Origin of the sequence: Pseudomonas japonica (genome assembly GCF_013522925.1) — a bacterium.
Classification (GTDB): Bacteria; Pseudomonadota; Gammaproteobacteria; order Pseudomonadales; family Pseudomonadaceae; genus Aquipseudomonas; species Aquipseudomonas japonica_A.
In genome coordinates, this window is the sequence record NZ_JAAMQU010000003.1 from 33,207 (window position 1) to 56,845 (window position 23,639).

General features: G+C 64.9%; 19 protein-coding genes. 5 read left to right on the forward strand and 14 right to left on the reverse strand.

Annotated elements, in window-relative coordinates; all coding sequences use genetic code 11:
• Positions 1 to 26: 26 nt before the first annotated feature.
• Positions 27 to 413, forward strand: coding sequence for a response regulator (locus tag G7016_RS05305; RefSeq protein ID WP_181111804.1), 387 nt, complete (start codon positions 27 to 29; stop codon positions 411 to 413).
• 218 nt (positions 414 to 631) lie between these two features.
• Here the strand turns inward: G7016_RS05305 and G7016_RS05310 are convergent, their stop codons facing one another.
• Together G7016_RS05310 and baeS are read right to left on the reverse strand one after the other, a co-directional pair.
• A complete protein-coding gene (locus G7016_RS05310) occupies positions 632 to 1,303 on the reverse strand; it encodes a response regulator (RefSeq protein WP_181111805.1) in 672 nt (223 codons plus the stop codon).
• Positions 1,304 to 1,306: 3 nt separating this feature from the next.
• Positions 1,307 to 2,692 carry a sensor histidine kinase efflux regulator BaeS gene (gene baeS / locus G7016_RS05315; RefSeq protein WP_181111806.1) on the reverse strand — a complete coding sequence of 462 codons (1,386 nt, stop codon included), beginning with the start codon at positions 2,690 to 2,692 and terminating at the stop codon, positions 1,307 to 1,309.
• 61 nt (positions 2,693 to 2,753) lie between these two features.
• Here baeS and G7016_RS05320 point away from each other — a divergent pair, with 61 nt between their 5' ends.
• Genes G7016_RS05320 through G7016_RS05335 form a run of 4 tightly spaced genes read left to right on the forward strand, consistent with a single transcriptional unit; the run spans position 2,754 to position 11,750 of the window.
• A complete protein-coding gene (locus G7016_RS05320) occupies positions 2,754 to 4,043 on the forward strand; it encodes an MdtA/MuxA family multidrug efflux RND transporter periplasmic adaptor subunit (RefSeq protein ID WP_258195080.1) in 1,290 nt (429 codons plus the stop codon).
• Positions 4,040 to 7,213 (forward strand): efflux RND transporter permease subunit, encoded by a 3,174-nt coding sequence (locus G7016_RS05325; RefSeq protein ID WP_181111807.1) that lies wholly within the window; start codon positions 4,040 to 4,042, stop codon positions 7,211 to 7,213. The genes G7016_RS05320 and G7016_RS05325 overlap by 4 nt, the downstream gene beginning before the upstream one ends.
• On the forward strand, positions 7,210 to 10,323 hold the full coding sequence (locus G7016_RS05330; RefSeq protein WP_181111808.1) for an efflux RND transporter permease subunit: 3,114 nt from the start codon (positions 7,210 to 7,212) through the stop codon (positions 10,321 to 10,323). The genes G7016_RS05325 and G7016_RS05330 overlap by 4 nt, the downstream gene beginning before the upstream one ends.
• Positions 10,320 to 11,750, forward strand: coding sequence for an efflux transporter outer membrane subunit (locus G7016_RS05335; RefSeq protein WP_181111809.1), 1,431 nt, complete (start codon positions 10,320 to 10,322; stop codon positions 11,748 to 11,750). The genes G7016_RS05330 and G7016_RS05335 overlap by 4 nt, the downstream gene beginning before the upstream one ends.
• A 173-nt stretch (positions 11,751 to 11,923) precedes the next feature.
• Here the strand turns inward: G7016_RS05335 and G7016_RS05340 are convergent, their stop codons facing one another.
• The 12 genes from G7016_RS05340 to G7016_RS05395 all read right to left on the reverse strand — a co-directional run bounded on the left by G7016_RS05340 (position 11,924) and on the right by G7016_RS05395 (position 23,639).
• Positions 11,924 to 12,322 carry a hypothetical protein gene (locus G7016_RS05340; RefSeq protein ID WP_181111810.1) on the reverse strand — a complete coding sequence of 133 codons (399 nt, stop codon included), beginning with the start codon at positions 12,320 to 12,322 and terminating at the stop codon, positions 11,924 to 11,926.
• A 397-nt stretch (positions 12,323 to 12,719) separates the two neighbouring features.
• Positions 12,720 to 12,989, reverse strand: coding sequence for a hypothetical protein (locus tag G7016_RS05345; protein ID WP_181111811.1), 270 nt, complete (start codon positions 12,987 to 12,989; stop codon positions 12,720 to 12,722).
• Positions 12,986 to 13,630: a cytochrome c oxidase subunit 3 gene (locus G7016_RS05350; protein ID WP_181111812.1), complete on the reverse strand. Its 645-nt coding sequence runs from the start codon at positions 13,628 to 13,630 to the stop codon at positions 12,986 to 12,988. Before G7016_RS05350 ends, G7016_RS05345 begins: the two co-directional genes overlap by 4 nt.
• Positions 13,617 to 15,230 (reverse strand): cytochrome c oxidase subunit I, encoded by a 1,614-nt coding sequence (locus tag G7016_RS05355; protein ID WP_181111813.1) that lies wholly within the window; start codon positions 15,228 to 15,230, stop codon positions 13,617 to 13,619. The genes G7016_RS05350 and G7016_RS05355 overlap by 14 nt, the downstream gene beginning before the upstream one ends.
• Positions 15,227 to 16,174 carry a cytochrome c oxidase subunit II gene (gene coxB / locus G7016_RS05360; RefSeq protein WP_308812134.1) on the reverse strand — a complete coding sequence of 316 codons (948 nt, stop codon included), beginning with the start codon at positions 16,172 to 16,174 and terminating at the stop codon, positions 15,227 to 15,229. Before coxB ends, G7016_RS05355 begins: the two co-directional genes overlap by 4 nt.
• A complete protein-coding gene (locus G7016_RS05365; RefSeq protein ID WP_181111814.1) occupies positions 16,171 to 16,971 on the reverse strand; it encodes an SCO family protein in 801 nt (266 codons plus the stop codon). Before G7016_RS05365 ends, coxB begins: the two co-directional genes overlap by 4 nt.
• Positions 16,968 to 17,348: a hypothetical protein gene (locus G7016_RS05370; protein WP_181111815.1), complete on the reverse strand. Its 381-nt coding sequence runs from the start codon at positions 17,346 to 17,348 to the stop codon at positions 16,968 to 16,970. Before G7016_RS05370 ends, G7016_RS05365 begins: the two co-directional genes overlap by 4 nt.
• Complete coding sequence (locus G7016_RS05375; RefSeq protein ID WP_181111816.1) at positions 17,338 to 18,312, reverse strand: hypothetical protein; 975 nt, start codon at positions 18,310 to 18,312, stop codon at positions 17,338 to 17,340. The genes G7016_RS05370 and G7016_RS05375 overlap by 11 nt, the downstream gene beginning before the upstream one ends.
• Positions 18,309 to 18,848, reverse strand: coding sequence for a c-type cytochrome (locus G7016_RS05380; protein WP_181111817.1), 540 nt, complete (start codon positions 18,846 to 18,848; stop codon positions 18,309 to 18,311). The genes G7016_RS05375 and G7016_RS05380 overlap by 4 nt, the downstream gene beginning before the upstream one ends.
• The gene (locus G7016_RS05385; protein WP_181111818.1) at positions 18,845 to 19,378 is read right to left on the reverse strand and encodes a DUF3341 domain-containing protein; all 534 of its coding nucleotides are present in this window, start codon (positions 19,376 to 19,378) and stop codon (positions 18,845 to 18,847) included. The genes G7016_RS05380 and G7016_RS05385 overlap by 4 nt, the downstream gene beginning before the upstream one ends.
• On the reverse strand, positions 19,375 to 20,724 hold the full coding sequence (gene nrfD / locus G7016_RS05390) for an NrfD/PsrC family molybdoenzyme membrane anchor subunit (protein ID WP_181111819.1): 1,350 nt from the start codon (positions 20,722 to 20,724) through the stop codon (positions 19,375 to 19,377). Before nrfD ends, G7016_RS05385 begins: the two co-directional genes overlap by 4 nt.
• Positions 20,724 to 23,639, reverse strand: a complete 2,916-nt coding sequence (locus G7016_RS05395) for a TAT-variant-translocated molybdopterin oxidoreductase (protein WP_181111820.1) — start codon at positions 23,637 to 23,639, stop codon at positions 20,724 to 20,726. The genes nrfD and G7016_RS05395 overlap by 1 nt, the downstream gene beginning before the upstream one ends.

Consider the following 23,639-nt stretch of genomic DNA (forward strand, 5'->3'; position numbering starts at 1 on the left):
CTGTATCAGCGGCAGAGTTTTTTCTTATGAAAGCAACCGGCGCCCTTTGGGCGGACCGTATGAAGGACCTTCGGGTGCTGGTGGTCGAGGACGATACCCTGGTGAGCCTGTTCGTGGAGGCGTTGTTCGAATCCGTGGGCGTGGGCCATGGCGTGCAGGTGGCGCAGTCGCTGGATACCGGTCAATGGCTGGCCGAAAGCGGCGAGTTCGACGTGGCGCTGCTGGATGTGTACCTCGGCGGTGAACCGAGCTTCGTGGTGGCGCACACGCTGCAGCAACGCGGCATACCCTTCGCCTTCGCTTCGGGCTTCGCCAGTGGTGAGGTGCAGGCGCGCTTCCCCGGTGTGCCTTTGCTCGCCAAGCCGTTCAAGGCCGCGGAGCTGGAAGCGGTGTTGCGGGCTTTACTCGCTTAGCGGAGCCCTGCGGCAAGCAACTGTCTTGAATGGTTTGCTTAAGCCCTTATTCGCGAGCTTTGCCTTGCGGCTCCGCCCAGCTCCCACAGGGTTCGCACTGATGCCCTAAGGCGTTCCGGTTCACTTTGTGGGAAGCGGGCGAAGCTCGCGAATAGTTTTCTAACCTCATTCGCGAGCTCCGCCTGCGGGAATGGCCACCCCCCCCAGCCCCCACAACGTCACAACTGCCACTTGTACCCCACGCCGTACAGCGACTGGATCGGATCGTCCACAGCGCTGGCCTGGGCCAGTTTGCGGCGCAGGTTGCGTACGTGGCTGTCCACCGTGCGGTCGGTGACGATACGGCGGTCGGGGTAGAGGCGGTCTAGCAGTTGATCGCGGGAAAATACTCGGCCAGGGGCGCTGGCCAGGGTGTCCAGCAGGCGCAGCTCCACACGGGTGAGGTCAAGCAGCACGCCGTCGAACGTTGCGGTGTGGGCGCTATGGTCGATCACCAGCCTGGCCACGGCGTCGTTGTTCGACTGGGCAGGGGCCCGGCGCAATACCGCCTTGACCCGGGCCACCACCTCGCGCGGGCTGAAGGGTTTGCAGATGTAATCGTCCGCGCCCAGGTCCAGGCCCTGCAGGCGATCGCTTTCCTCCATGCGGGCGGTGAGCATGATGATGGGCACAGCGCTGAAGGAACGTACCTCACGGCACACTTCAAGCCCATCGCGCCCGGGTAACATCAAGTCCAGCAGCACCAGGCACGGCTGGTACACCTGTACCGCCGCTACCACCTCCAGCCCGTTGGCAACGCATTGCACCGGGTAGCCTGCGGCCTGCAGGTAGTCGCGCAACAGCGCAGCCAGCTTGGGTTCGTCTTCAACAACCAGCACAGGGTGATCCATCGCTCAGCCCTCCAGTGGCAGGCGCAGAGTGAGCCAAAGCCCGCCGCGGGGTGAATGGGCGGCGGTGAGGCTACCGCCGTGGGCCTGGGCGATGCTGCTGCAGATCGCCAAGCCAAGGCCGGCACCACCGCTGGCCCGGCTGCGTGAACCCTCGGCGCGGTAGAACCGCTCGAACAGTCGCTCCAGCTGAGCCGCATCCACACCGGGCGCAGAGTCGAGGAAATCCACCCGCACGGTGTTCTGCTCCCTGCGCGCGCTCAGCCGCAATTCGCCACCGCGGTCGGTGTAGCGCAAGGTGTTTTCCAGCAGGTTATGGAACAGCTGGCGCAGGCGACGATCATCCGCCTGCACGGGCAAGGGGTCGCTGTGGATTGCCAGCTCCATGGTCAGGCCATGTTCAGCGTAACGCTCCTGGAAGCTGGTGACGCAATCGGCGAGCAGCTCGGCCAGGTCACAAGGCAGCTTGCGGTAGGCCAGGGCGCCAACGTCCGCCAGGGACAGTTCGTAGAGGTCGTCCACCAGTTTGCTCAGCATGCGCACTTCGCCCTGCAGGCTTTTTACCGAATTGTGGTCCAGGGTACGCACGCCGTCTTCGATGGCTTCCAGCTCGCCCCGCAGGATGGACAGCGGCGTGCGAAGTTCGTGGGACACATCGGCCATGAATTCGCGGCGTACCTGCTCGTTGCGTTCCAAGGTGTGCGCCAGGTGATTGAAGTCCCGCGCCAGCTGCCCCACTTCGTCCTGGGCCGCGACCGCCACCCGGCTGTTGTAATCGCCAGCAGCGAGGCGGTGGGTGGCGGCGGCCACGCGCTTGATCGGCGCCAGCAGCACGCGGGAAATCCATAGCGCAATCAGCATCGCCAGCAGAAGGGACACGGCGCCCATGGCCAGGCTGGTGCGCAGCTGGTACTGCTGGAAACGTTCACCCCCAGCTTCGCTCACGCTCTGGAAAGGCGATACGGCCAGCCAGCCAACGGTGCGCCCGCCCACCTCCACCGGTTGCAGCAAGGCGTCGGCGGCAATGGCCTGGTAGCCCGCCACGCGCTGGTGCCGTTCATCGAGCAAGGCGATACGGAATACTGTGCCAGTGAGGTCTGATGCAGGCGGCAGCCGTAGTTCGTGCTCTTCGTAGCTTTGCGGTGGCTCCGGGCGCAGCAGATCGAACCACCGCTGTGGATGGTTGTGCAAAAACTCCCAACTGCCTTCGCGTTGGTAAGCGTCGGTCATGCGCGGCACCAGCGAGCTCACCCGCTGCATCGCCAGCTCATTGAGGTAGCCAAGAAAGCCACGGCCGAAGCTCCAGTTGCTGGCCATGCCCATGCTGATGATCACCAGCAGCACGCTGGCGAACACGGCAAGGAAGAGTTTGCTGGAAATGCTGAGTTTCATGGCAGATACATACGGTGAATGGCCCGGCTATTTAGGCCCCTGCCAGCGGGCTAATCAACCCATGCCGACAAACTCCATTTTCCCTGCACATTTGCACGCCATCATCTGCCCGTATTCGATCAGCAGTGAGCAACAGATGGCCCAGCATTCCAGGCGCACCCTTCGCACCCTCTTCGCCGTAGCGGCCGTGTTGGCCGTGGCGTTCGCCGCCCTTGGCGTGTGGCATTCGTTCACGCAGGGGCATGGCGGTGGCGGTGCGCCCGGTGCAGGGGCCAAGCCACTCATGGGTGCGCCGGGCGCGGCGATGGGGGGCGGCGTGACCGTGGCGGTCGGCCAGGCCCGCCAGCAGGACGTGCCCGTATACCAGCAGGCGCTGGGTACGGTGATCGCCAACGCCTCGGTTACGGTCACCAGCCGTGTGGATGGGCAACTGCAGGCGGTGTATTTCAGCGAAGGCCAGAAGGTGAAAAAAGGCCAGTTGCTGGCGCAGATCGACCCCCGCGCCTACCAGGCCACGCTGGACCAGTACCAGGGCGAACTCGCCGAAAACCGGGCCCTGCTCAAGAGCGCGCAGCTTACTTTGGCCCGCTATCAGCGGCTGTTCGATAAGGATTCGCTCGCCCGCCAGGACCTGGACACCCAAACGGCTACCGTCGGCCAGTACCGGGGCACCGTGCAGGCTGATCAGGCGCAGATCGCCGCCGCCCGGCTGAACCTGGAATACGCCCGCATCGTTTCGCCCATCGATGGCTACGTGGGCCTGCGCCTGGTGGACCCCGGCAACATGGTGCATGCCAGTGATACCACCGGCATCGTGACCGTGACCCAGACCGACCCCATCGCAGTGACGTTCAGCCTGCCCCAGGCGCAACTGGCAACGCTGCTGCCCAAACTGCGCAAGGGCGAAAAGCTCCCAGTTCAGGCACTGGACGCGCAACAGAACTCCGAAATTGCCAGCGGCGAGTTGAAGTTCATCAGCAACGAGATCGACACGGCCACGGGCAGCATCAAGCTCAAGGCGCAGTTTGCCAACCCCAACGATGCGCTGTTCCCCAACCAGTTCGTAAACGTGAAGGTGCAAACCGACGTGCTGGCCAAGGCGGTCACGGTGCCGTCGGCAGCGGTGCAGTTGGGCGCCAGCGGCAACTTCATCTATGTGGTGAAGGCCGACGGCAGCATCGAGCGGCGCAGCGTGACCACCGGCCCGGTGGTGGATGACCGCACCGCGATCCTCACTGGCATGCAGGCCGATGAGCGCGTGGTTACCCGCGGCATCGACCACCTGCGCGATGGCATCAAGGTGACAGTAGAGCAACCCACCGAGGTCGCCAGCGGCGGGGCGGCGCAATGAACCCGTCCCGCCTGTTTATCCAGCGCCCGGTCGCCACGGTGCTGCTGATGATGGCAGTACTGTTCGCCGGCCTGTTCGCCTATCGGCTGCTGTCCACCTCGGCGTTGCCGGAAGTGGAATACCCCACCATCGAAGTGACCGCGCTGTACCCCGGCGCCAGCGCGACGGTGCTGGCCACTTCCGTCACCGCGCCGCTGGAGCGCCAGCTGGGGCAGATGGCCGGGCTGTCGCAGATGTATTCGACCAGCTCCGCCGGGGCCTCGGTGATCACCCTCAAGTTCGCGCTTACGCTATCGTTGGATGAAGCCGAACAGGAAGTGCAGGCCGCGATCAACGCCGCCGACAGCCTGCTGCCCTCGGACCTGCCCAACCCCCCGACCTATAAAAAGGTGAACCCTGCCGACACGGCAGTGATCACCCTGGCCGCCACCTCCGACAGCCTGCCGCTGACCCAGGTGCAGGACCTGATCAACACTCGCGTGGCATTGAAGCTCTCGCAGATCAACGGCGTAGGGCTGGTGAGCCTGGCCGGGGGCAACCAGCCCGCAGTGCGGATCAACGCCGACCCCGCTGCGCTGGCCGCCCACGGCCTGACGCTCGAGGACGTGTACGACACCATCAACAACGCCAATGTGAACGGCTCCAAAGGCGGCTTCGATGGCCCGGACCATTCAATCACCATCGACGCCAACGACCAGCTGCGTGACGCCGGGCAGTACGGCGCGCTGGTACTCAAGTACGAGAACGGCGCGGCGCTGTACCTGCGCGACGTCGCCACCACCGAGGACGGCAGCGAAAATGCCTACCTCTCGGCGACCGCCAATGGCCAGCCGGCCATCGTGATCAACGTGCAGCGCCAGCCCGGCGCCAACGTGATCCAGGTGGTGGATGCGATCGAGGCGCAGCTGCCGGCCCTGCGCCAGGCCTTGCCTGAAAGCGTGAAACTCGAGGTGCTGGCCGACCGCACCCAAACCATCCGCGCGTCCATTCATGACGTGCAGTTCGAGCTGGCGCTGTCCATCGCCCTGGTGGTGATGGTGACCTTCGTGTTCCTGGGCAACCTTACCGCCACGCTTATTCCCAGCGCGGCGGTGCCGTTGTCGCTGGTGGGCACCTTCGGCGTGATGTACCTGGCCGGGTTCAGCCTCAATAACCTCAGCCTGATGGCGCTGACCATCGCCACCGGCTTTGTGATCGACGACGCCATCGTGGTGGTGGAGAACATCTCACGGCATCTGGAGGAAGGCGACAGCCCCATGGAGGCCGCGCTAAAGGGTTCGGGCGAGATCGGCTTTACCATCATCTCGCTCACCTTTTCGCTGGTGGCTGTGCTCATCCCGCTGCTGTTCATGGGCGATGTGGTCGGGCGGCTGTTCCGCGAGTTCGCCATCACCCTGGCAGTGTCCATTCTGGTGTCCATGGTGATCTCCCTTACCCTCACGCCGATGCTGTGCGCCTACCTGCTCAAGCATGTGGCGCCCCAGGAGCAAAACCGCTTCGCCCGCTGGAGTGAACACCAGTTCACCCGCCTTACTGCCGCCTATGACCGTGGCCTGGGCTGGGTGCTGGCGCACCAGCGGATCACGTTGCTGGTAGCGCTCGGCACGTTCGTGCTCACGGCGATGCTGTACCTGGTGGTACCCAAAGGGTTCTTCCCGGCGCAGGACACCGGGCTGATCCAAGGCTTCAGCCGTGCCTCGCAGGACGTGTCATTCAATGAAATGGCGCGCCGCCAGGCTGCGTTGGTGCAGGTGGTGTTGCAAGACGCGGCCGTGGCCTCCGTTTCGTCCACGCTGGGGGTGGACGGCACCAATGCCACCCTGAACAACGGGCGCTTGCAGATCCAGCTCAAGCCGTTCGATGCGCGTGACGACCGCGCGAGCGTTGTAATCGAGCGGCTGAACGCGGCGAGCAAGGCCGTGGCCGGCATCAGCCTGAACATGGTCGCCGCCCAGGACCTGAGCGTGGATGACCAGCTCACCCCCAGCCAGTACCAGTTCACCCTGGATGACGCCGACAGCAGCCGCCTCGCCGCGTTGTTGCCCACGTTGATGGCCAGCTTGCAGCAGCGGCCGGAACTGCGCGACGTGATCGACAACCTGCAGGACCAGGGCCTTACCGCCTACGTGGACCTGGACCGCCAGGCCGCCGCGCGTTACGGCATTACCGCTGCGGACGTGGACACGGCGCTGTACAACGCGTTTGGCCAGCGGCTGATTTCCACCATTTTCACCCAGGCCAATCAGTACCGCGTGGTGTTGCAAGTGCCGGGCAAGTTCCAGCAGTCGATGGCGGCGTTCGAGCAGATTTACCTGGCGCCGGCGAGTAACACCAGCACCAGCACCAGCTCGACCGTTACGTCCGCGACTACTACAAGCTCCAGTTCCAGCACCACGAGTACCACCACTGCCACGGGCCTGGTACGCCTGAGCACCATCGCCCGGATCAGCCAGCGCACCGGCGCACTCTCCCTGAACCGGCTGGGGCAGTTCCCGGCGGTGACCGTGTCGTTCAACATTGCCGACGGCTATGCCCTGGAAGATGCGCAAAAGGCCGTGGACGCGGCCATGCAACAAGTGGACGCCCCCAGCTCGGTAACCCTGCGCTACCAGGGCGCGGCGGCCTCGTTCCAGCAGGCGTCGGCCAACACCCTGTGGCTGATCCTGGCCGCGTTGCTCACCATGTACATCGTGCTGGGCGTGCTGTACGAAAGCTACATTCACCCGCTGACCATCCTGTCCACGCTGCCCTCGGCGGCGATCGGTGCGTTGCTGGCGCTGTTGCTCAGCGGCAGTGATTTCTCGCTGATTGCTCTGATCGGCGTGATCCTGCTGATCGGCATCGTGAAAAAGAACGCCATCATGATGGTGGACTTCGCCTTGCAGGGCAGGGCAGACGGGCTTTCAGCGCAGGACGCGATCCACCGTGCCTGCCTGCTGCGCTTGCGGCCGATCCTGATGACCACTATGGCGGCGCTGTTGGGCGCGGTACCGCTGATGCTCGCCACCGGTGCCGGCGCGGAGTTGCGCCGGCCGCTGGGCCTGGTGATCGTGGGCGGGCTGTTGTTGAGCCAGTTGCTCACGTTGTTCACCACGCCGGTGATCTATCTGGCCTTCGACCGCCTGGCTGAGCGCCTGCAACGTCGCCTGAGCGCGCGGAGCCCGGCATGAACCTGAGCCGTGTGTTCATCGCCCGGCCTGTGGCCACAGTGCTGCTGACCCTGGCGTTGCTGCTGCTCGGCGCGCTGGGTTACAGCCTGCTGCCGGTGGCGCCGCTGCCCCAGGTGGATTTCCCCACGGTGATGGTGGAAGCGAGCCTTGCCGGCGCCAGCCCCGAAACCATGGCTGCCACCGTTGCCACGCCACTGGAGCGCACCCTCGGGCAAATCGCCGGGGTAACGGAAATGACGTCCACCAGCAGCCAGGGGTCCACCAACATCATTCTGCAGTTCGATCTTGACCGGGACATCAACGGCGCCGCCCGCGACGTGCAGGCTGCGATAAACGCCGCGCGCAGCCTGTTGCCCAGCGCGATGAAATCCCTGCCCACCTACCACAAGGCCAACCCCTCCGATGGCCCGGTGGTCATGCTGGCGCTGACCTCCGCCAGCCGCGACGCCGGCCAGCTGTACGACCTTGCCTCCAGCCTGTTGCAACAGAAAATCGCCCAGGTGCAGGGCGTGGGCCAGGTATCAGTGCGCGGTGGCTCGCTGCCCGCGGTGCGGGTAGACGTGCAGCCGCAGCAGCTCAGCCACGCCGGCATCAGCTTGAGCAGCGTGAGCACCGCCATCGGCAACGCTACCCGCAACAAGCCGCTGGGCGCCTTGCAGATGAGCGACCAAAGCTGGGCCATTGAAAGCAACCAGCAACTGGAGACCGCCGCCGACTACCGTGACCTGATCGTGGGCTACAACGACGGCGCGGCCGTGCACCTCAAGGACGTGGCCAATGTGTACGACGCCGTGGAGGATGTTTACGTGAGCGGCTACTACAACGGCCAGCCTTCGGTAACGCTTGGAGTTACCCGTTCGGCCGGCGCCAACATGCTGGAAACCATCGACGCGGTGAGCGCGCTGATGCCGCAACTGCAAGCGATGCTCCCCGGCGACGTGCAGTTAGTGAAGGTGATCGACCGTTCGCCCACCATTCGTGCCTCCCTGCGCGACACCGAAAAAACCCTGCTACTGGCCGTGCTGCTGGTGGTGGCCGTGGTGTTCGTTTTTCTGCGTAACCTGCGCGCCACGCTGATCCCGGCCGTGGCGCTGCCGGTGTCGCTGGTAGGTACCTGCGCGGCCATGTATGTGCTGGGTTACAGCCTGGACAACCTGTCGCTGATGGCCTTGATCATCGCTACAGGCTTTGTGGTGGATGACGCCATCGTGGTGCTGGAAAACATCGCCACCTGGCAGGAGCGGGGCATGCGCCCGCTGCGCGCGGCCTTGCAAGGCACCAAGGAAGTAGGCTTTACCGTGCTGTCGATGACGATGTCGCTGGTAGCCGTGTTCATTCCGCTGCTACTGATGGGCGGCATCGTCGGCCGGCTGTTTCGTGAGTTCGCGGTCACGCTCAGCATCGCGCTGGGCATTTCCATGGTGGTGTCGTTGAGCATCACGCCGGTACTGTGTGTGGCCCTGCTGCGCCCGGCGGACCCGCGCCGGCCGGTACCCCGCCTGTACCGCTGGATCGAAGGCGTGCTGGACGACCTTCAGGCGCTGTATCTGGAGGCCCTCGCCTGGGTAATGCGCCATCGGCTGCTTGCTGTGTTCAGCCTGCTGCTGACCTTGGCGCTGAACGTTTACCTCTACACCGTGGTGCCCAAGGGCTTTTTCCCCAGTCAGGACACCGGCGTTCTGATGGGGGCGATCCGGGCAGACCAGAACATCTCCTACCAGGCGCTCAAGCCGTACATTCTGGAAATCTCCCAAGCCATGGCCAAGGACCCGGACGTGGCGGCGGTGATGGCGTCCACGGGCAGCGGCGGCTTCGGCTCGCGCAACACTGCCCAGCTGTTCATTCGCCTGAAAGACTTCGACCAGCGCCACGCCACGGCCCAGCAGATTGCCAACCGCCTGAGCGCCACCTACAGCAAGCACGCCGGCATCCAGATCTTCGCCATGCCCCTTGAAGACCTGCACATCGGCGGGCGCAGCGCCAACGCGACCTACCAGTTCAGCCTGCAAGCCGACGACCTCGCCGTGTTGCGCGAGTGGACCCCCAAAGTGGAGCAAGCCCTGCGCCAGCTGCCACAGCTCACCTCGGTGGACTCGGACGCCCAGACCGGTGGCCAGGAAGTGATGCTGACCATCGACCGTGCCGCCGCCACGCGCCTGGGCGTGAACGTGGACGACGTGGATACCTTCCTGGGCAATGCGTTCAGCCAGGCCAACGTGGCAACTGTGTACCGAACGCTCAACCAGTACTACGTGATCATGGACGTGGCTGCCCGCTACAACCAGGACCCGGAGGTGCTTCGCCAGCTGTACCTGGTCACTGACAGCGGGGCCCAGGTGCCGCTCTCGGCCATCGCCCACTTCAGCAGCGCCGAGGCGCCCCTGTCTGTGGCCCACGCCGGGCAGTCGGCCACCAGCACGGTGGCGTTCAACCTGGCGGACGGCGTTACCCTGGAAGCCGCCCAGGCCGCGGTGAAGGTCGCGCTGCAAGGCATCAACTTACCCGCCACGGTGCACGGCAGCTATTCCGGGACCGCTGCCGCCAGTGCCTCGCTCGCCAGCAGCATGCCGTGGCTGATCCTTGCCGCGCTGGTGGCGGTGTACATCGTGCTGGGCGTGCTGTACGAGAGTTACATCCACCCGCTCACCATCCTCTCCACCCTGCCGTCAGCGGGGCTGGGCGCCTTGCTGTTGTTGCAGATCACCGGCACCCAGCTCACGGTGATCGCGCTGATCGGCATCCTGCTGCTGATCGGTATCGTGAAAAAGAACGCGATCATGCTGATCGACTTCGCGCTGATCGCCGAAAGGCAACAGCGGATGAGCCCGGAGCAAGCGATTCTCGAAGCCTGCCGGCAGCGCTTGCGGCCCATCCTGATGACGTCGCTGGCGGCGTTCTTCGGCGCCTTGCCCATGGCCCTGGCCAGCGGCGGTGATGCGGACCTGCGTCGCCCGCTGGGGTTGGCGATCTGCGGTGGGCTTGCGCTCAGCCAGCTATTGACTTTGTTCACCACGCCCGTGCTGTACCTCTATTTCGACCACCTGAGCCGCGCCACGCGCCGCCTGTGGAATACCCGTGTTCGCCGTCTTGCCCCCGAGAGTTCGCTATGAAGTTGCCTGCCGCTTTGCGTTTCGTCCCCTCCCTGTTATTGCTGGCCGTGCTCGGCGGCTGCATGGTGGGCCCTGACTACCAACGCCCGGCGACCGTGGCGCCAGTGGTGTTCAAGGAGGCCGCGGGCTGGACGGCCGCCGCACCGAAGGACGACCAGGCCAAAGGCCGCTGGTGGACGATCTACGGCGATGCCACGCTCGATGCGCTGATGGACCAGGTAGCGCTGAGCAACCAGACCGTGGCCCAGTACGAAGCCCAATACCGCCAGGCGCTGGCATTGACCCGCGCGTCGAAGGCGGACCTGTTGCCATCGGTAAGCGCCACCCTGGACAGCGCCCGCAGCGAAACGGCCACCAGTTCCTCCAGCGCCTATTCCACCAGCCAGGGCGGCGCCAGCAACACCCACTCCGCCACCTTGAGCGCTAGCTGGGAACTGGACCTGTGGGGTAAGTTGCGCCGCACGGTGGAGGAGGATCGCGCCAGCGCCCAGGCTAGCGCCGCCGACCTTGCCGCTGCCACCTTGAGCGCACAATCGGAGCTAGCCCAGGACTACTTCAAGCTGCGCCTGCTGGATCAGCAACTGGACCTCTACCGGGATACCGTGAACGCATATGAGCGTTACCTGAAGGTGATCAGCAACAAGTACGAAGAGCAGATTTCCTCCCGCGCCGACCTGGCCCAGGCCCAGACCCAGCTGGAAAGCGCCCGCGCCACGCTGCTCGATTACCAGTGGCAGCGGGCCCAATACGAGCACGCCATTGCCTTGCTCATTGGCAAGGCGCCGGCCGAGTTCAGCCTGGCAGCCTTACCCTCCAGCGGGCCCGATGCCTGGGCGTGGAAGGTACCGGCCGTGCCTGTAGGGGTGCCCAGCCAGCTGCTGGAACGCCGCCCCGACATCGCCGCCGCCGAGCGCAACGTGGCGGCTGCCAACGCAGCCATCGGCGTGGCCACCGCAGCGTATTACCCGGACCTCACCCTCAGCGCCAGTGGCGGGTATCAAGCCTCCAGCCTGGCGACTCTGATCAACGCACCTACGCGGTTCTGGTCCATCGGGCCGTCCTTGACCGGCACTGTGCTGGACTTCGGCGCCACCCGCGCCAGTGTCGACCAGGCCCGCGCCGCCTACGACGCTCAGGTTGCCAGCTACCGACAAACCGTGCTCACCGGCATCGGCGAAGTGGAGGATTACCTCGTACAGCTACGCACTCAGGCCCCCGAACTCGCCGCCCGCACCCGCGCTGCCCAAGCCGCCGCCGAATCCGCCCGGGTGACCGCCGACCAGTACGAAGCCGGCAAAATCGACTACCTAGACGTCGCCACCACCCAAGCCACGCTGCTTAGCGAACAGCAAAGCCTGCTCAGCCTGGTGAGCACGCAACTGGTGACCAGTGTGCAGCTGGTGGCGGCGTTGGGTGGGGGGTGGTAGCGTTTGCTGCCCGGCCCATGCCCGTTGCTACGCTCCGGGTTGGCGTGGAGCAGCTTCGGCCTGCGTGCTCATCTCCTTGATGCGGCCTTCCAAACCGCCACTCTCTTGATAACTTGCATACAGCGTCATGAAGCCGAACAGCGCCAAGGCGACGGCAACCGAAGCTACTCCGCTTAGCGCATGGTTGCCGATTGACCGCCAGAAGCGGGCTTCAGGCTATCGATCCTTTCCACAACCACGCTGGTGGTGATCGCTTCCTTCATCTCTGCGCCGAGCTGATCCAGGGACTCTTCGATAAAATTCTTCGCAAATTGCTCCGCCTGGTCGCGGTACATGCCCAACTGGAGCGGCGTGCAGGCAATCTGTTTGAAGGTAAGTGTGCTTTGCTCAGGATGAAGACGGATCCATTCGATCTTGTGTCGCTTGTATAGGGAGTAAGCGATCAGCCCAAGAAAGTCGTCGTCGCTGGCTACCAGCTTGCTGAAGACGTCGAAGCCCGCGCAGTGCAGGGTATCGTCAGGGCAGGGAGACGGGGAAGCATTACTCGCTGAGTCTTGGCTGGCTTCGCGCAAAAGCGCCGCGTCCCCAGTCACTGCGACAGGCGTTCATAAGCCCGCTTCAACATCCCATTGATCATCTCCTTGGACAACCGGGCTGAGCGTGTAGGTGCGCTCGTTCTGCCGGAAGAGAGTCGTTTGTTGCTTTCTCTGACGAGAGCTATGGATACATTGATCATTTAGCCTCCTGGTATTGAAAATTCGCTCCCGCCGAGGCGCCTTGAGCGTGGAAATCAGCGGCCATTTTCCGGGTAGGGAACGCCAGGGTCAAGCCACCTTGGGCGGCCGTGCTGCTACAACCGTGGCCCGAGCCTGTAGCAGCATGCCTTGGCCGCGACCGGCCCGGAAGGGCCGAAAGTTTCAGGTTATGCCGAGAGGCAGATCCAGGAGCGCTGGAAGCGCTTTGCTTCGCCTACCCACCCCCCATCCGCTTCCACAGGTCCATCAGCGTCATCCCGAACAGGATCAGGAAGAAAAACACCGTCCCCAGCGCGAACACCTGTACCAGTGGGCTGCTGCGTTGCAGTTCGATGAAACAGCCGAGCACCAAGACGGCTTCGAGGGTGGCGCAGGCGAACATCCAGACCGGGCGCAGAGGCAGGGGGGAGATGGCGATGGCGATGGTAATGCCCAGCAGCGCCATGCCGGCGGCGTAGGCGAGGAGCAAGCGAGGCAGGGTCATGCAGGCCTCCCTATCAGGTAAAGGGTGGGGTACACGAAGATCCAGATGATGTCGACCACGTGCCAGTACAGGGCGAAGGTTTCCAGCACCAGGTAGCGTTCGGGCATGCGCAGCCGGCCGACCTGTAGCCGCCAGTAGATGCCCAGGGCGAAGAGGATTGCCACCGTCACGTGCAGGGCATGCACGCCGGTGATCACCAGGTACAGCCCTACGAACATCTTCGCCGCCGGCGCCTGCAAGGGATTGTCGGCCTGGCCCGGCAGCAGTTTTTCTTCGAATTCGCTGTGGTACTCGAAGCCCTTCAATACCAGAAACGCCGCAGCCAGCGCGCTGGCCAACAGCAGCCAGTTCTGCACGCTGCGGCGATTGGCGGCGCGGGCGGCGTACAAAGCGAGGGTAACGGTCAGGCTGCTGGTGAGCAGCAACGCGCTGTTCACCCCGGCGAGCAGGTAGTGGAAGTGCTCTACCGCCTCGGCAATGGCGGCCGGGTGCGCGAGGCGGAAGTAGGTGGCGGCGAACAGCAACACGCCGAACATCATGGTTTCAGTGGCCAGGAACAACCACATGCCCTGATGCACCGCCTCGCGGCGTTGTTCTTCGCTGACGAACTGCTCGGTAACGGCCCGTTCAATCCCGGCCATGGGTGGCCTCCGGCGGGTAATCGTAGGCTTCGAAGTCCACGGTGGGGATGTGCTCGAAATTATGCTCCGGCGGCGGTGACGCTACCTTCCATTCCAGCCCGGCGGCGCCCCATGGGTTGGCCGGGGCAATGGGCCCCCGGTACCACGACCACAGCAGGTAACAGAAGGGCAACATGTAGGCCACTGCCAGCACCCCAGCACCTGCGGTGGAGAGCACGTTGAGCACCTGGTATTCGGGCAGGTAATGGTGATACCGGCGCGGCATGCCGTCGTAGCCCAATATGAACTGCGGCAGGAAGGTGAGGTTGAACCCCAGGAAAATCAGGATCGCCGCCAGCTTGCCCAGGGTTTCGGGGTACATGCGCCCAGTGATCTTCGGCCACCAGAAGTGCAGCCCGCCAAAGAACGCCGACACCGCCGCGCCCACCATGATGTAGTGGAAGTGCGCCACCACAAAGTAAGTGTCATGCACGTGCAAGTCCGCCGCCAGCAGCGCTACGAACAGCCCGGCACAGCCCCCCAGCAGGAACAGCGCGATAAAGGTGCAGCCATAGAGAAAGTGCGCGGTGATCGCCAGCCGGCTTTTGTAGAGGGTCGCCGTCCAGTTGTACACCTTGATGGCCGAGGGGATGGCGATGAGAAAGCTCAGCAACGAGAACAGCAGGCTGGCGTACATCGACTGCCCGGCCACGAACATGTGATGGCCCCACACCATGAACCCCAGAATGGCGATGGCGATGCTGGAAAACGCGATAAAGCCGTAGCCGAACACCCGTTTGTGCGCCGCCGCGGTGATCAGTTCGTTCACCACGCCCATGCCAGGCAGCAGCATGATGTACACCGCCGGGTGGCTGTAGAACCAGAACAGGTGCTGGAACAGCAAGGGGTCGCCGCCCAGGGCGGGGTCGAAGATGCCGATCTTGAACAGGTGCTCGGCGGCGATCAGCACCAGGGTAATGGCCAGCACCGGCGTCGCTAGAATCAGGATCACCGAGGTGGCATACAACGCCCAGATGAACAGCGGCAGGCGGAACCAGGTCATGCCCGGCGCGCGCATGGTGTGCACCGTCACCACGATGTTGATGCCGGTGAAGATCGAGGAAAAGCCCGTCACGAACACGCCAACGATCACCGCTACCACATGGCCGTTGCTGAACATCGTGGACAGCGGCGTGTAGAAGGTCCAGCCGGTATCGACGCCACCCGCCAGCAGGGCGAACAGGGTGAACAACCCACCGCCCATGAGCAGGTACCAGCTGGCCAGGTTCATCCGCGGCAGCGCCATGTCCTTGGCCCCGATCATCAGCGGCACCAGAAAATTGCCCAGCACCGACGGAATCGACGGGATGAGAAAGAACCACACCATGATCACCCCGTGCAGGGTGAAGGCGCGGTTGTAGCCGTCGGAGGACAGCACATCCCCCTCTGGCGTAAGCAGCTCTACCCGGATCACCCCCGCAGCCAGCCCGCCAATGAAGAAGAAGAACGTCACGGCCAGCATGTACAGCACGCCGATGCGCTTGTGGTCCGTGGTCAATAGCCAGGAGCGCAGGCTGTGGCCGGCCTCGAGATAGCTGGGCACCGGGGTGTGGGCGTTCATCGAGGCGGCTCCGTGTTACCAAGGGATTGAATGTAGGCGACCAGGCGCACTACGGCGTCCTCGTCCAGTACGTTGCTGTAGGTGGGCATGATCGGCGCATAGCCGGCGGCTACCTGCTTTTGCGGCAGCAGGATCGAGTCCCTCAGGTAACTGGCGTCGGCGGTGACCACACTGCCGTCGGCCAGCGGCACCGGCCGGCCATACAAGCCTTCGAGCTTGGGCGCATGCACTGCCGCCGACGGCCCGTGGCATCCGCTGCAGCCCATTTGCTGGTACAGCGCCTCGCCTTGTTCGGCCAGGCTGCCGGGCGCATCGGCCACCCCTAGCCAACGGGTGTAATCGGCCGGCGTTTGCACCACCAGCTTGGCCAGCATGGCGGAGTGGTCGGTGCCGCAGAATTCCGCGCAGTACACCTGATAGGTGCCCGGCTGGTCGGCCTGGAACCACATCTGCGTGTAACGGCCCGGGAGCACGTCCTGCTTAACCCGCATCACCGGGATGTAGAAGCTGTGAATTACGTCCTCGGAAATCATGTTCAGCTTGATCGGCCGCCCCGCCGGCACGTGCAGCGCGTTCAGCTCGCGCTGGCCGCTGGCGTGCTGGAATTTCCACATCCATTGCTTGCCGGTGAGCTGTATTTCCAGCGCATCCACCGGCGGTGTGCGCGCTTCGAAGAACAGCCGCGCCGACAGGCCGAAGAGGATCATGGCCGCAATGAACGGGATCACGATCCAGGCGATCTCCAGCTTGTGGTTGCCGATGGCGGTGCTGTCGCGCACGGCCTCGCGCCCTTCGCGGTAGCGCCAGGTGAACACAACGAGGCACACCACCACCGGCACCACGAACAACAGCATCACGCCGGTGAACGTCATCACCATCCAATCCACCCGGCTGGCGTAGGCGGAGCCGGCCATCGGCCACATGTGTGCGAAGAATCCGTTCACCCGGTCGCCCTCCTGCGTTCACGCATTACCGCGATGGCAATGCCCCCGCCCAGTAGCAGCGAGGTGAGCACACCGCCAACCTGAAGCGCCTTGATCACAAGGTTGTCGTAGGCGCCAGTGCGGGGGTCGTAGTGGAAGCACAGCAACAGCAGCTGATCGCCCAGGCTGCCTACCTTCCCCTGGCCCGCTTCGGTCAGGGCAAGGCGCAGGTCGCTGGCCTGATAGCCCAGCCCGTACAGCCAGCGGGCGAGGGTGCCGTCTGCGGTGACGGCGGCGATGGCGGAGGTGTGCGCGTATTCGCCGACCTGTGGGTCCAGCCGATAACGGAAGCCCATGGCCTGGGCCAGCCCTGCGCTTGAGGCTTCGGGGCCTACCAGGAAATGCACGGCCGGGTTGTTCGCCAGTTCGGGCCAACGGCGGGCGAGGGCATTGAGCTGGGCGACGGCATCGGCAGGTGTTTCTTCCGGCTTGAAGCTGAATGCCACCAACTCGTAATCCTGCCCGGGCCGGTAATCCAGCGCGGCCAGCAGCATGAACAGGTTTGCCAGTTGCGCCGAGCATACGTTAGGGCAGGTGAAGTACACCGGCACTACCACCATTGGCCGCTTGCCGCTGTATTGGCGCAGGGTAACGGCCGCGCCGTGCTGGTCGGTGAAGGGCGCATCCAGCGGTAGGTGCTTGCCCAGGTGGTCATCGATGCCTGCGGCGGCAAACGGCGACACGAGCTTGCCCTCCACAGCACCGGCCAGCCCCGGCGCAAGCAAAAGGATGCATAGCCACAGCGCTTGGCGAATCATGGCGCACCGCCCGGCTTTTGTGCTGGCCAACCCTGTTGGCCGAGCATTTCCATGGCGCGGGAAATAGGGATATGGGCCACGCCGGGCTGCCCGGGCACCCAGCCGTAGCCTTGCAGTTTTTCCCGGCCGGCAGTAACGACATGCTCGCCCTCGGCCGGGCTGTTCACTTCCAGGTTTGGCTTGGGCGGCGGTGCGCGTTGCTGTTCAACCTGTGTGAGGGGAGGCTGGTTGCGCTGATAGATCACCGGGTAGTAATGCATGATCACGGCGATCACCGTGGCACTGACCAGCAACATGACCAGCAAGCCCGCGGCGGTCCACAGAATGCCGCGCACCGAAATGGCATCAGGCTCTACCCCGGGCTGATCATGCTTCATGACGGCGCCTCCATAAGGTGAGCGAAGCGATTGCCCCGGCCCAGGCCAGCCAGGCCAGCGGCAGCCACACCGAAGGCGCCAGCCCGACCGAGGGCAGGCCCAGCCAGGCGCTTTCCACAAAGCCGCTGAACAGCGTGAGGCCGCTGGCCCAGCGCAGCGCCCGCGGCCGCTTGCCCCACGGTAGGGTAAGCAGCACCAGCGGCAGGATCGCCTGGGTGAGTGCCAGCAGCCCGCCAACCGCGCCCCAACCGTGGGCCGTGCGCTCCAGGTACCAGTGAATTTCCCGCGGGAGGTTGCCGGCCCACACAATCAGGTACTGCATGAACTGCAGGTACACCCAGAAGATGCAAGCACCCACCAGCAGCCCCCGCAGCAGCCGCTGGCTATGCGGGCCGCTGGTGAGCCCAGCCCAGGCGAGGCCCATCAGCACCGCCCGTAGTACGAAGAACAAGCCGAAGATGGTCGACGCCAGTTCGGTATCCAGGCTCATCAGCCAGTCGATGCCCGCTGCGGATAGACTCAGCACCAGCACGATCAGGCCCAGCCCCGCCCGCGCTTCGCCCACGCCGCGACTCACCCAGCTGGCCAGCCACCACCACAGCCCGGCATAAATCAGCACCCGCGCTACAAAGCTCAACGGGTGCAACCAGAAGCCTCGAAAGCCCTCGGCCCCCGCCTGGCTCCAGGGGTACAACAGCCACGCGGCCGGCACCAGCACCAGCAGGCCAAGCAATGCCCAGGGCAAGCTGGCCATACCGATCGCCAGGCTGGGGGTGAGGGTGGTTCGCCACTCGCCCCGAATCAACGGCATCAGCAGGCGCCACAGCAGGCAACCCAGCGCCAGGGTCACGCTGGTGACCGCAGCGCTCAACCCGGCGCCCAGCACCCCGCGGACATCGAAGAAGGCGCCCACCACGAGCACGGCGATCACGCCGAGCAGTGCCAGCAAGGGTGTGCGGTTCATGGCGCTGCCCCCAAGGCCTGGCGATCTTCGGCCGAGAGCTGCCCAGCTGGCGCGTGGCGGCTCAATTGCAACGCGCGGATATACGCGGCGATGGCCCAGCGATCGGCCGGTGCTACCCGTGCGGCGTAGCTGTACATCTGCCCGTAGCCATTGGTGATCACGTTGACGAAGTAACCGTCGGGCATCGCCAGCAGCCGGGGCTCGGTGAAGTCGGGCGGGGCGGGGAAGCCACGCGCTACCACGGTGCCATGGCCGTCGCCGGCCAGCCCGTGGCAGGGCGTGCAGTACACCTGATAGCGGTCCTGGCCCCGTTGCAGCAGTTCGGCGGTCATGGCCGGGCGAGTAGCCAGGGTTTGCTGGCGGGCGCCATCCCCGCGGGCGATGGTGCCGCGTGGTGGTACCTGCTGCACCTGGCCGTTGGGGAAGAAGTCACTGGCAGCCTGGTCCCGGGACTTGCGCTGGCGCTCGAGGTTGTCGCACCCGGCCATGCCTACCAGAACGGCCAATACGATGCCGGTTCGCAGCAGCGCGTTCATTGCCACACCTCCGTGACCGACTCGGCCCGCTCGGCGAGCCAGGCGCGGGTATCGGCCAGGTGGAAGTGGACGTCGTCGGCCAGCAGGCACAGCAGGAAGCGGTCGTCGGAAGCACCGGCGAAGGCGCTGGCATCGAACAGCGGGTGGTGCAACCGCGGCAACCGGCACAGCATGAACAGGCCAAGCACCGTGGCAAGGCAGGCGAACAGCACGGCCAGCAGGAAGGTAATCACCATGAAAGCCGGCAGCGCAATCAATGGCCGGGCACCGATGTTCAGGGGGTAGTCCAGGTTGGCATACACCTGCAGGCCAAAGCCGCACGCCGCGCCCAGGACCCCGCCGACGATGGCGAACGCCTGTACCCGGCGGTCGCTCAGCCCCAGCGGCGCGTCCAGTTCTTCCAGCGGGAAGGGGCTGAAGGCTTCCAGCCGCCGATACCCCGCTGCCCGCGCGCTTTCGCAAGCATCGATCAAAGCCTCGGCACTGTGGAATTCGGCCAGCAGGCCGTAGGGGGTAGGCTCGGTCTTCATGCGCCCTCCCGGCTACGGTGCAGCGCCTGCTTCACTTCGAAGGCCGACACCATGGGCACGAAACGCAGGAACAGGCAGAACGGCACGCCGAACACCCCGAACGTGCCGATGAACAGCGCCACTTCCCAGAAGGTGGGGCTGTAGGCATCACTCCAGGCCGAGGGCATGAAGTCCCGGGTTTGCGGCGTTACCAGCAACATGTAGCGCTCGCACCACATTCCCACCAGCACCGCGAGCGCGATCAGGCTGAGCCAGCCGGCGTGGCGGCGTACCCAGGGCCACCACAGGGCTTGCAGAACCACCACGTTGCAGAAAATCGCCAGCCAGAAGCTCCATGCGGTGGGGCCGACCATGCGTGCCAGGGTCACCACGCGTTCCTGGGCCTCGCCGGAGTAGAACGCCATGAAGATATCCGCCAGGTAGCCGTAGGCGGTGAGCCAGCCGGTGGCCAGGATCAGCCGACCGAGCATGTCCAGGTGGCGTGTAGTAATGAGGTTGTCCAGCAACAGCAAACGGCGCACGCCGCAGGCCAGCAGCGCTACCAGGGCAAAGCCGGAGAACACCGCGCCGGCCACGAAATAGGGTGGGAACACGGTGGAGTGCCAACCCGCTGCCAGCCCCAGATTGAGCAGGAACGAGTAGCCGCTGGAAACCGAGAACACCAGCGGCACCGCCAGCAAGGCAATCACCCGATACGCCTGGTGCCAGTAGCGCCAGTGGGTGGCGGCATTGCGCCAGCCCATGGCCAGAATGCCGTAGACCACCTGCTGGCCGCGGCCCTTGGCGCGGTCGCGGGCGGCGGCGAAATCCGGTATGGCGCCGATGTAGAGGAACAGCACCGACACCAGCAAATAACTGAGCACGGCGAAGAAGTCCCAGGCGGTGGGGCTTTTGAATTGAGGCCACAGGCCAAGGGTGCTGGGGTAGGGCGCGATCCAGTAGAAGTACTGCGGCCGCCCCAGGTGCATGATCGGGTACAGCCCGGCGCAGCACACTGCCATCAGGGTCATCAATTCGGCCAGGCGGTTGAGGGAGTTGCGCCACGGCCGCTCCATCAACAGCAGAAGCGCCGAGATGAACGTGCCTGCATGGCCGATCCCCAGCCACCAGATATAGTTGAGGATGTCGAACGCCCAATTCACCGGCGTGTTGCTGCCCCACACACCCACCCCGCGGGTGAACAGCACAATCACCGCGATCACGAATATGCCCAGCAAGGTGGAGCAGGCGCCGAGCAGCATCCACCAGCGGCGGCGTTGCGTGAACTGCAACGGAATGTCCATCACCTGCGCGGTCACCGCACCCGCAGGCATGTCCAGGGGCAGGAAGTGCGGGGTATCGGCCATCAGCTGTCCTCCGCTGCAGGGGTATCGTTGATTTCCCCGAGGTAGGTGGTCTTGGGCCGGGTATTCAGTTCTTCGAGCAGCCCGTAGTGGCGCACCGAGTTTCTGCCCTGGCTTACGCGGCTGCCGCTGTCGGCCAGGTTGCCAAAGGTAATGGCCTGGGTGGGGCAGGTTTGTTGGCACGCGGTGACCACTTCGCCGTCAGCCACGGCGCGGCCTTCCTTGCGCGCGGTGATCCGCGCCTCACTGATGCGCTGCACGCAGTAGGTGCATTTTTCCATCACCCCACGGGCCCGCACCGTTACGTTGGGGTTGCGCTGGGCCTTGACCGAAGCACTGTCGTCGGCGGTCCAGTCCAGCCAGTTGAAGCGGCGCACTTTGTAAGGGCAGAACGATGAACAGGTACGCGTGCCGATGCAGCGGTTGTAGACCATCTCGTTCAGCCCACCGGTACCATGTACCGTGGCGTTCACCGGGCAACCGGCCTCGCAGGGCGCCTGGTCACAGTGCATGCACGGCACTGGCAAAAAGTGCGAAGCGGGTGCTTCGGGCGCGCCTTCGTAGTAATGGTCCACCCGCAGCCAGTGCATCTGCCGGCCCTTGAGCACTTCGTCCACCCCTACCACGGGAATGTTGTTCTCCGCCTGGCACGCGACCACGCAGGCATTGCAGCCAATGCACTGGTCGAGGTCGATCAGCATGCCCCAGCGGGTGTCGCTGGCGGGGATCGGCGGGTACAGCGACGGTTGCGGCTCAGGCGTGGCCGGCGGGTGGGCCAGTTCGTCACGGGTGAACTGGCGGATCAAGTCAGTGGGGCCCATGTCGTGCTGCAACTGGGTGCTGGCCAGGCGCTGGTGCTCACCTACCGCTGTCAACTCGGCACTGTCGCGCTGGAATGGCGACAAGGCCGTTTGTAGCGGGGTGATGGAAAAGCCCACGCCGTCGGCAACCTTGCCTGCGCGGTGGCGGCCGTGGCCGGCATACAACACCAGCGTATGTTCGTGCTGGCCGGGCATGATCCACACCGGGCCGGTGACGGACTTGCCCGCTATGGCTACCGTCACGTGGTCGCCATTGGCCAGGCCCCGTTCGCTGGCGAGCGCGGGCGCCATGGCGACCACGTTGGCCCAGGTAAGTTGGCTGATCGGCTTGGGCAATTCCTGCAGCCAGCCCAGGTTGGCAAAGCGACCATCCCATACGGTCGGGTCGGGGCGCATGATCACCTGCAGGCCTTGGGCCGGTGGGTCGGCTTGCAAGCGCAGGGGGGCGGCTTCGGCTTCAATGGCCGGTAATGCACTGCCCTGCACGAAGCCCAGCTCCAACGCCTTGCGCCAGGCGTCGTTGTTGAGCGCGGCGTGGGTTTTGCGTACTTCGGCGAGCGCGTCGGCGCTCGCTTCTCCTGCGAACAGCGGAAGGATTTCGGCCAAAGCCTTGCCACTGTAGAAAGGCGATACCAGCGGCTGCTGGATGCACAGGCTGCCGTCCACCGCGCGGGCGTCGCTCCAGTTGTCCAGCGCGTCGCTCAGGGGCAGGTGCCAATGGCACAGGGCAGCGGTCTCGTCGTAATACAGGCTGGCGCACAGGCGCAGCGGCACCTTTTCCATGAGGGTCGCGAAGTCCAGCTCGCCCGGGGCATTGAAGGCGGGGTTGCTGTCCAGTACCAGCAGCGTTTGCACTTGCCCGTCACGGATGGCCTGGGCCAGCGCGGGGAGGTTTTCCATCGGCGCGGCTGCCAGGCTCAGCAAGGGTATTGGCGCGGTATAGCTAAGGGTACGGCCCACGTTGCCGAGCCGAGCGTTCAACCGGTGCACCGCCGCTTGCACATCGATGGGAGCATAGCCGCCCGCGGTGATCAGGCAACGGCCCTGGCGCGCCGTCAGGCCATCGGCGAGGCGCTGCACCCACTGCTGATCTTCAGCATTCAACGGGGCGCCAGCGGGTGTTTCGCCCAAGGCTGCCGCCAATGCCTGCACATAAGCCCGTTGTTCGCCGGGGGCGATGCGCTTGCGCTCGGTGGCATTGGCGCCGGTCAGGCTGCTTCCCGGTTCCAGTACCACCAGCCGGGCCTCGCCGTTACCGCCAGCTGCGGCGGCACGCCGTTGGCCCCAGCCCACGCCATGGGCGGTTTGCCACGGGCCGGGGCCGAGCAGGTCATCGTCGAAGGCAACCACCCATTCGGCGGCCTCCAGGTGCAAGCGGGTTTCAAGCGGGCGGCCAAAGGCTGCCTGCGCCGCTTCGTAACGCAGACCTTCGTAGGGCTCGTGCCGATAAGTTCGCATGTTCGGCCAGCGCGCCTTGAGCGCTTCCAGCTGGCGCGCGAGGGTGGGCGAGGTGTTGCCGCTGATCAGTACATGAAAACCTTCGCCGTGTTGGGCGTCCAGGGTCGGCAGCACTGATTGCTGGTGCAAGGCAAAGGCTTGCCAGCTGCTTTCCTGGCCCTTGTTGCGCGGTGCCGGGGCGCGGTCGGGGTCGTACAAGCGCAAGATCGCCGCCTGAGTGAAGGCATCGCAGCGGCCCAGGCTGGCGGGATGGTCAGGGTTACCCTCCAGCTTTGTGGGCCGGCCCACGTGGGTACGGCCCAGCACCGGTTGTGCGTAGCCGCCCAGGCACACTGACGTCGCGTACCAGCGCGGTACGCCGGGGACGATCGTTTCCGGCTGGAACACATAAGGCACGGCCGTGTCTGGCGCCGGCCCGCAGGCCGCCAGCCCGCCCAATGCCAGCGAAGCGCCCATCAGTTGCAGGAAGCGCCGGCGGTCCATGCCCTCGGGTGTCGCCGCCTCGGGGAACTCGGCTTCCAGCCGCGCCAGTGCTTCGGGTGAGTCCACCAGGGCGTCCAGGCTACGCCAGTAGCGCAAGCCGCTGGCGTCGGTCGGCAAGCTGCCAGGAAGCTGGGGGTCGAAGGTGCGCACGGTCAT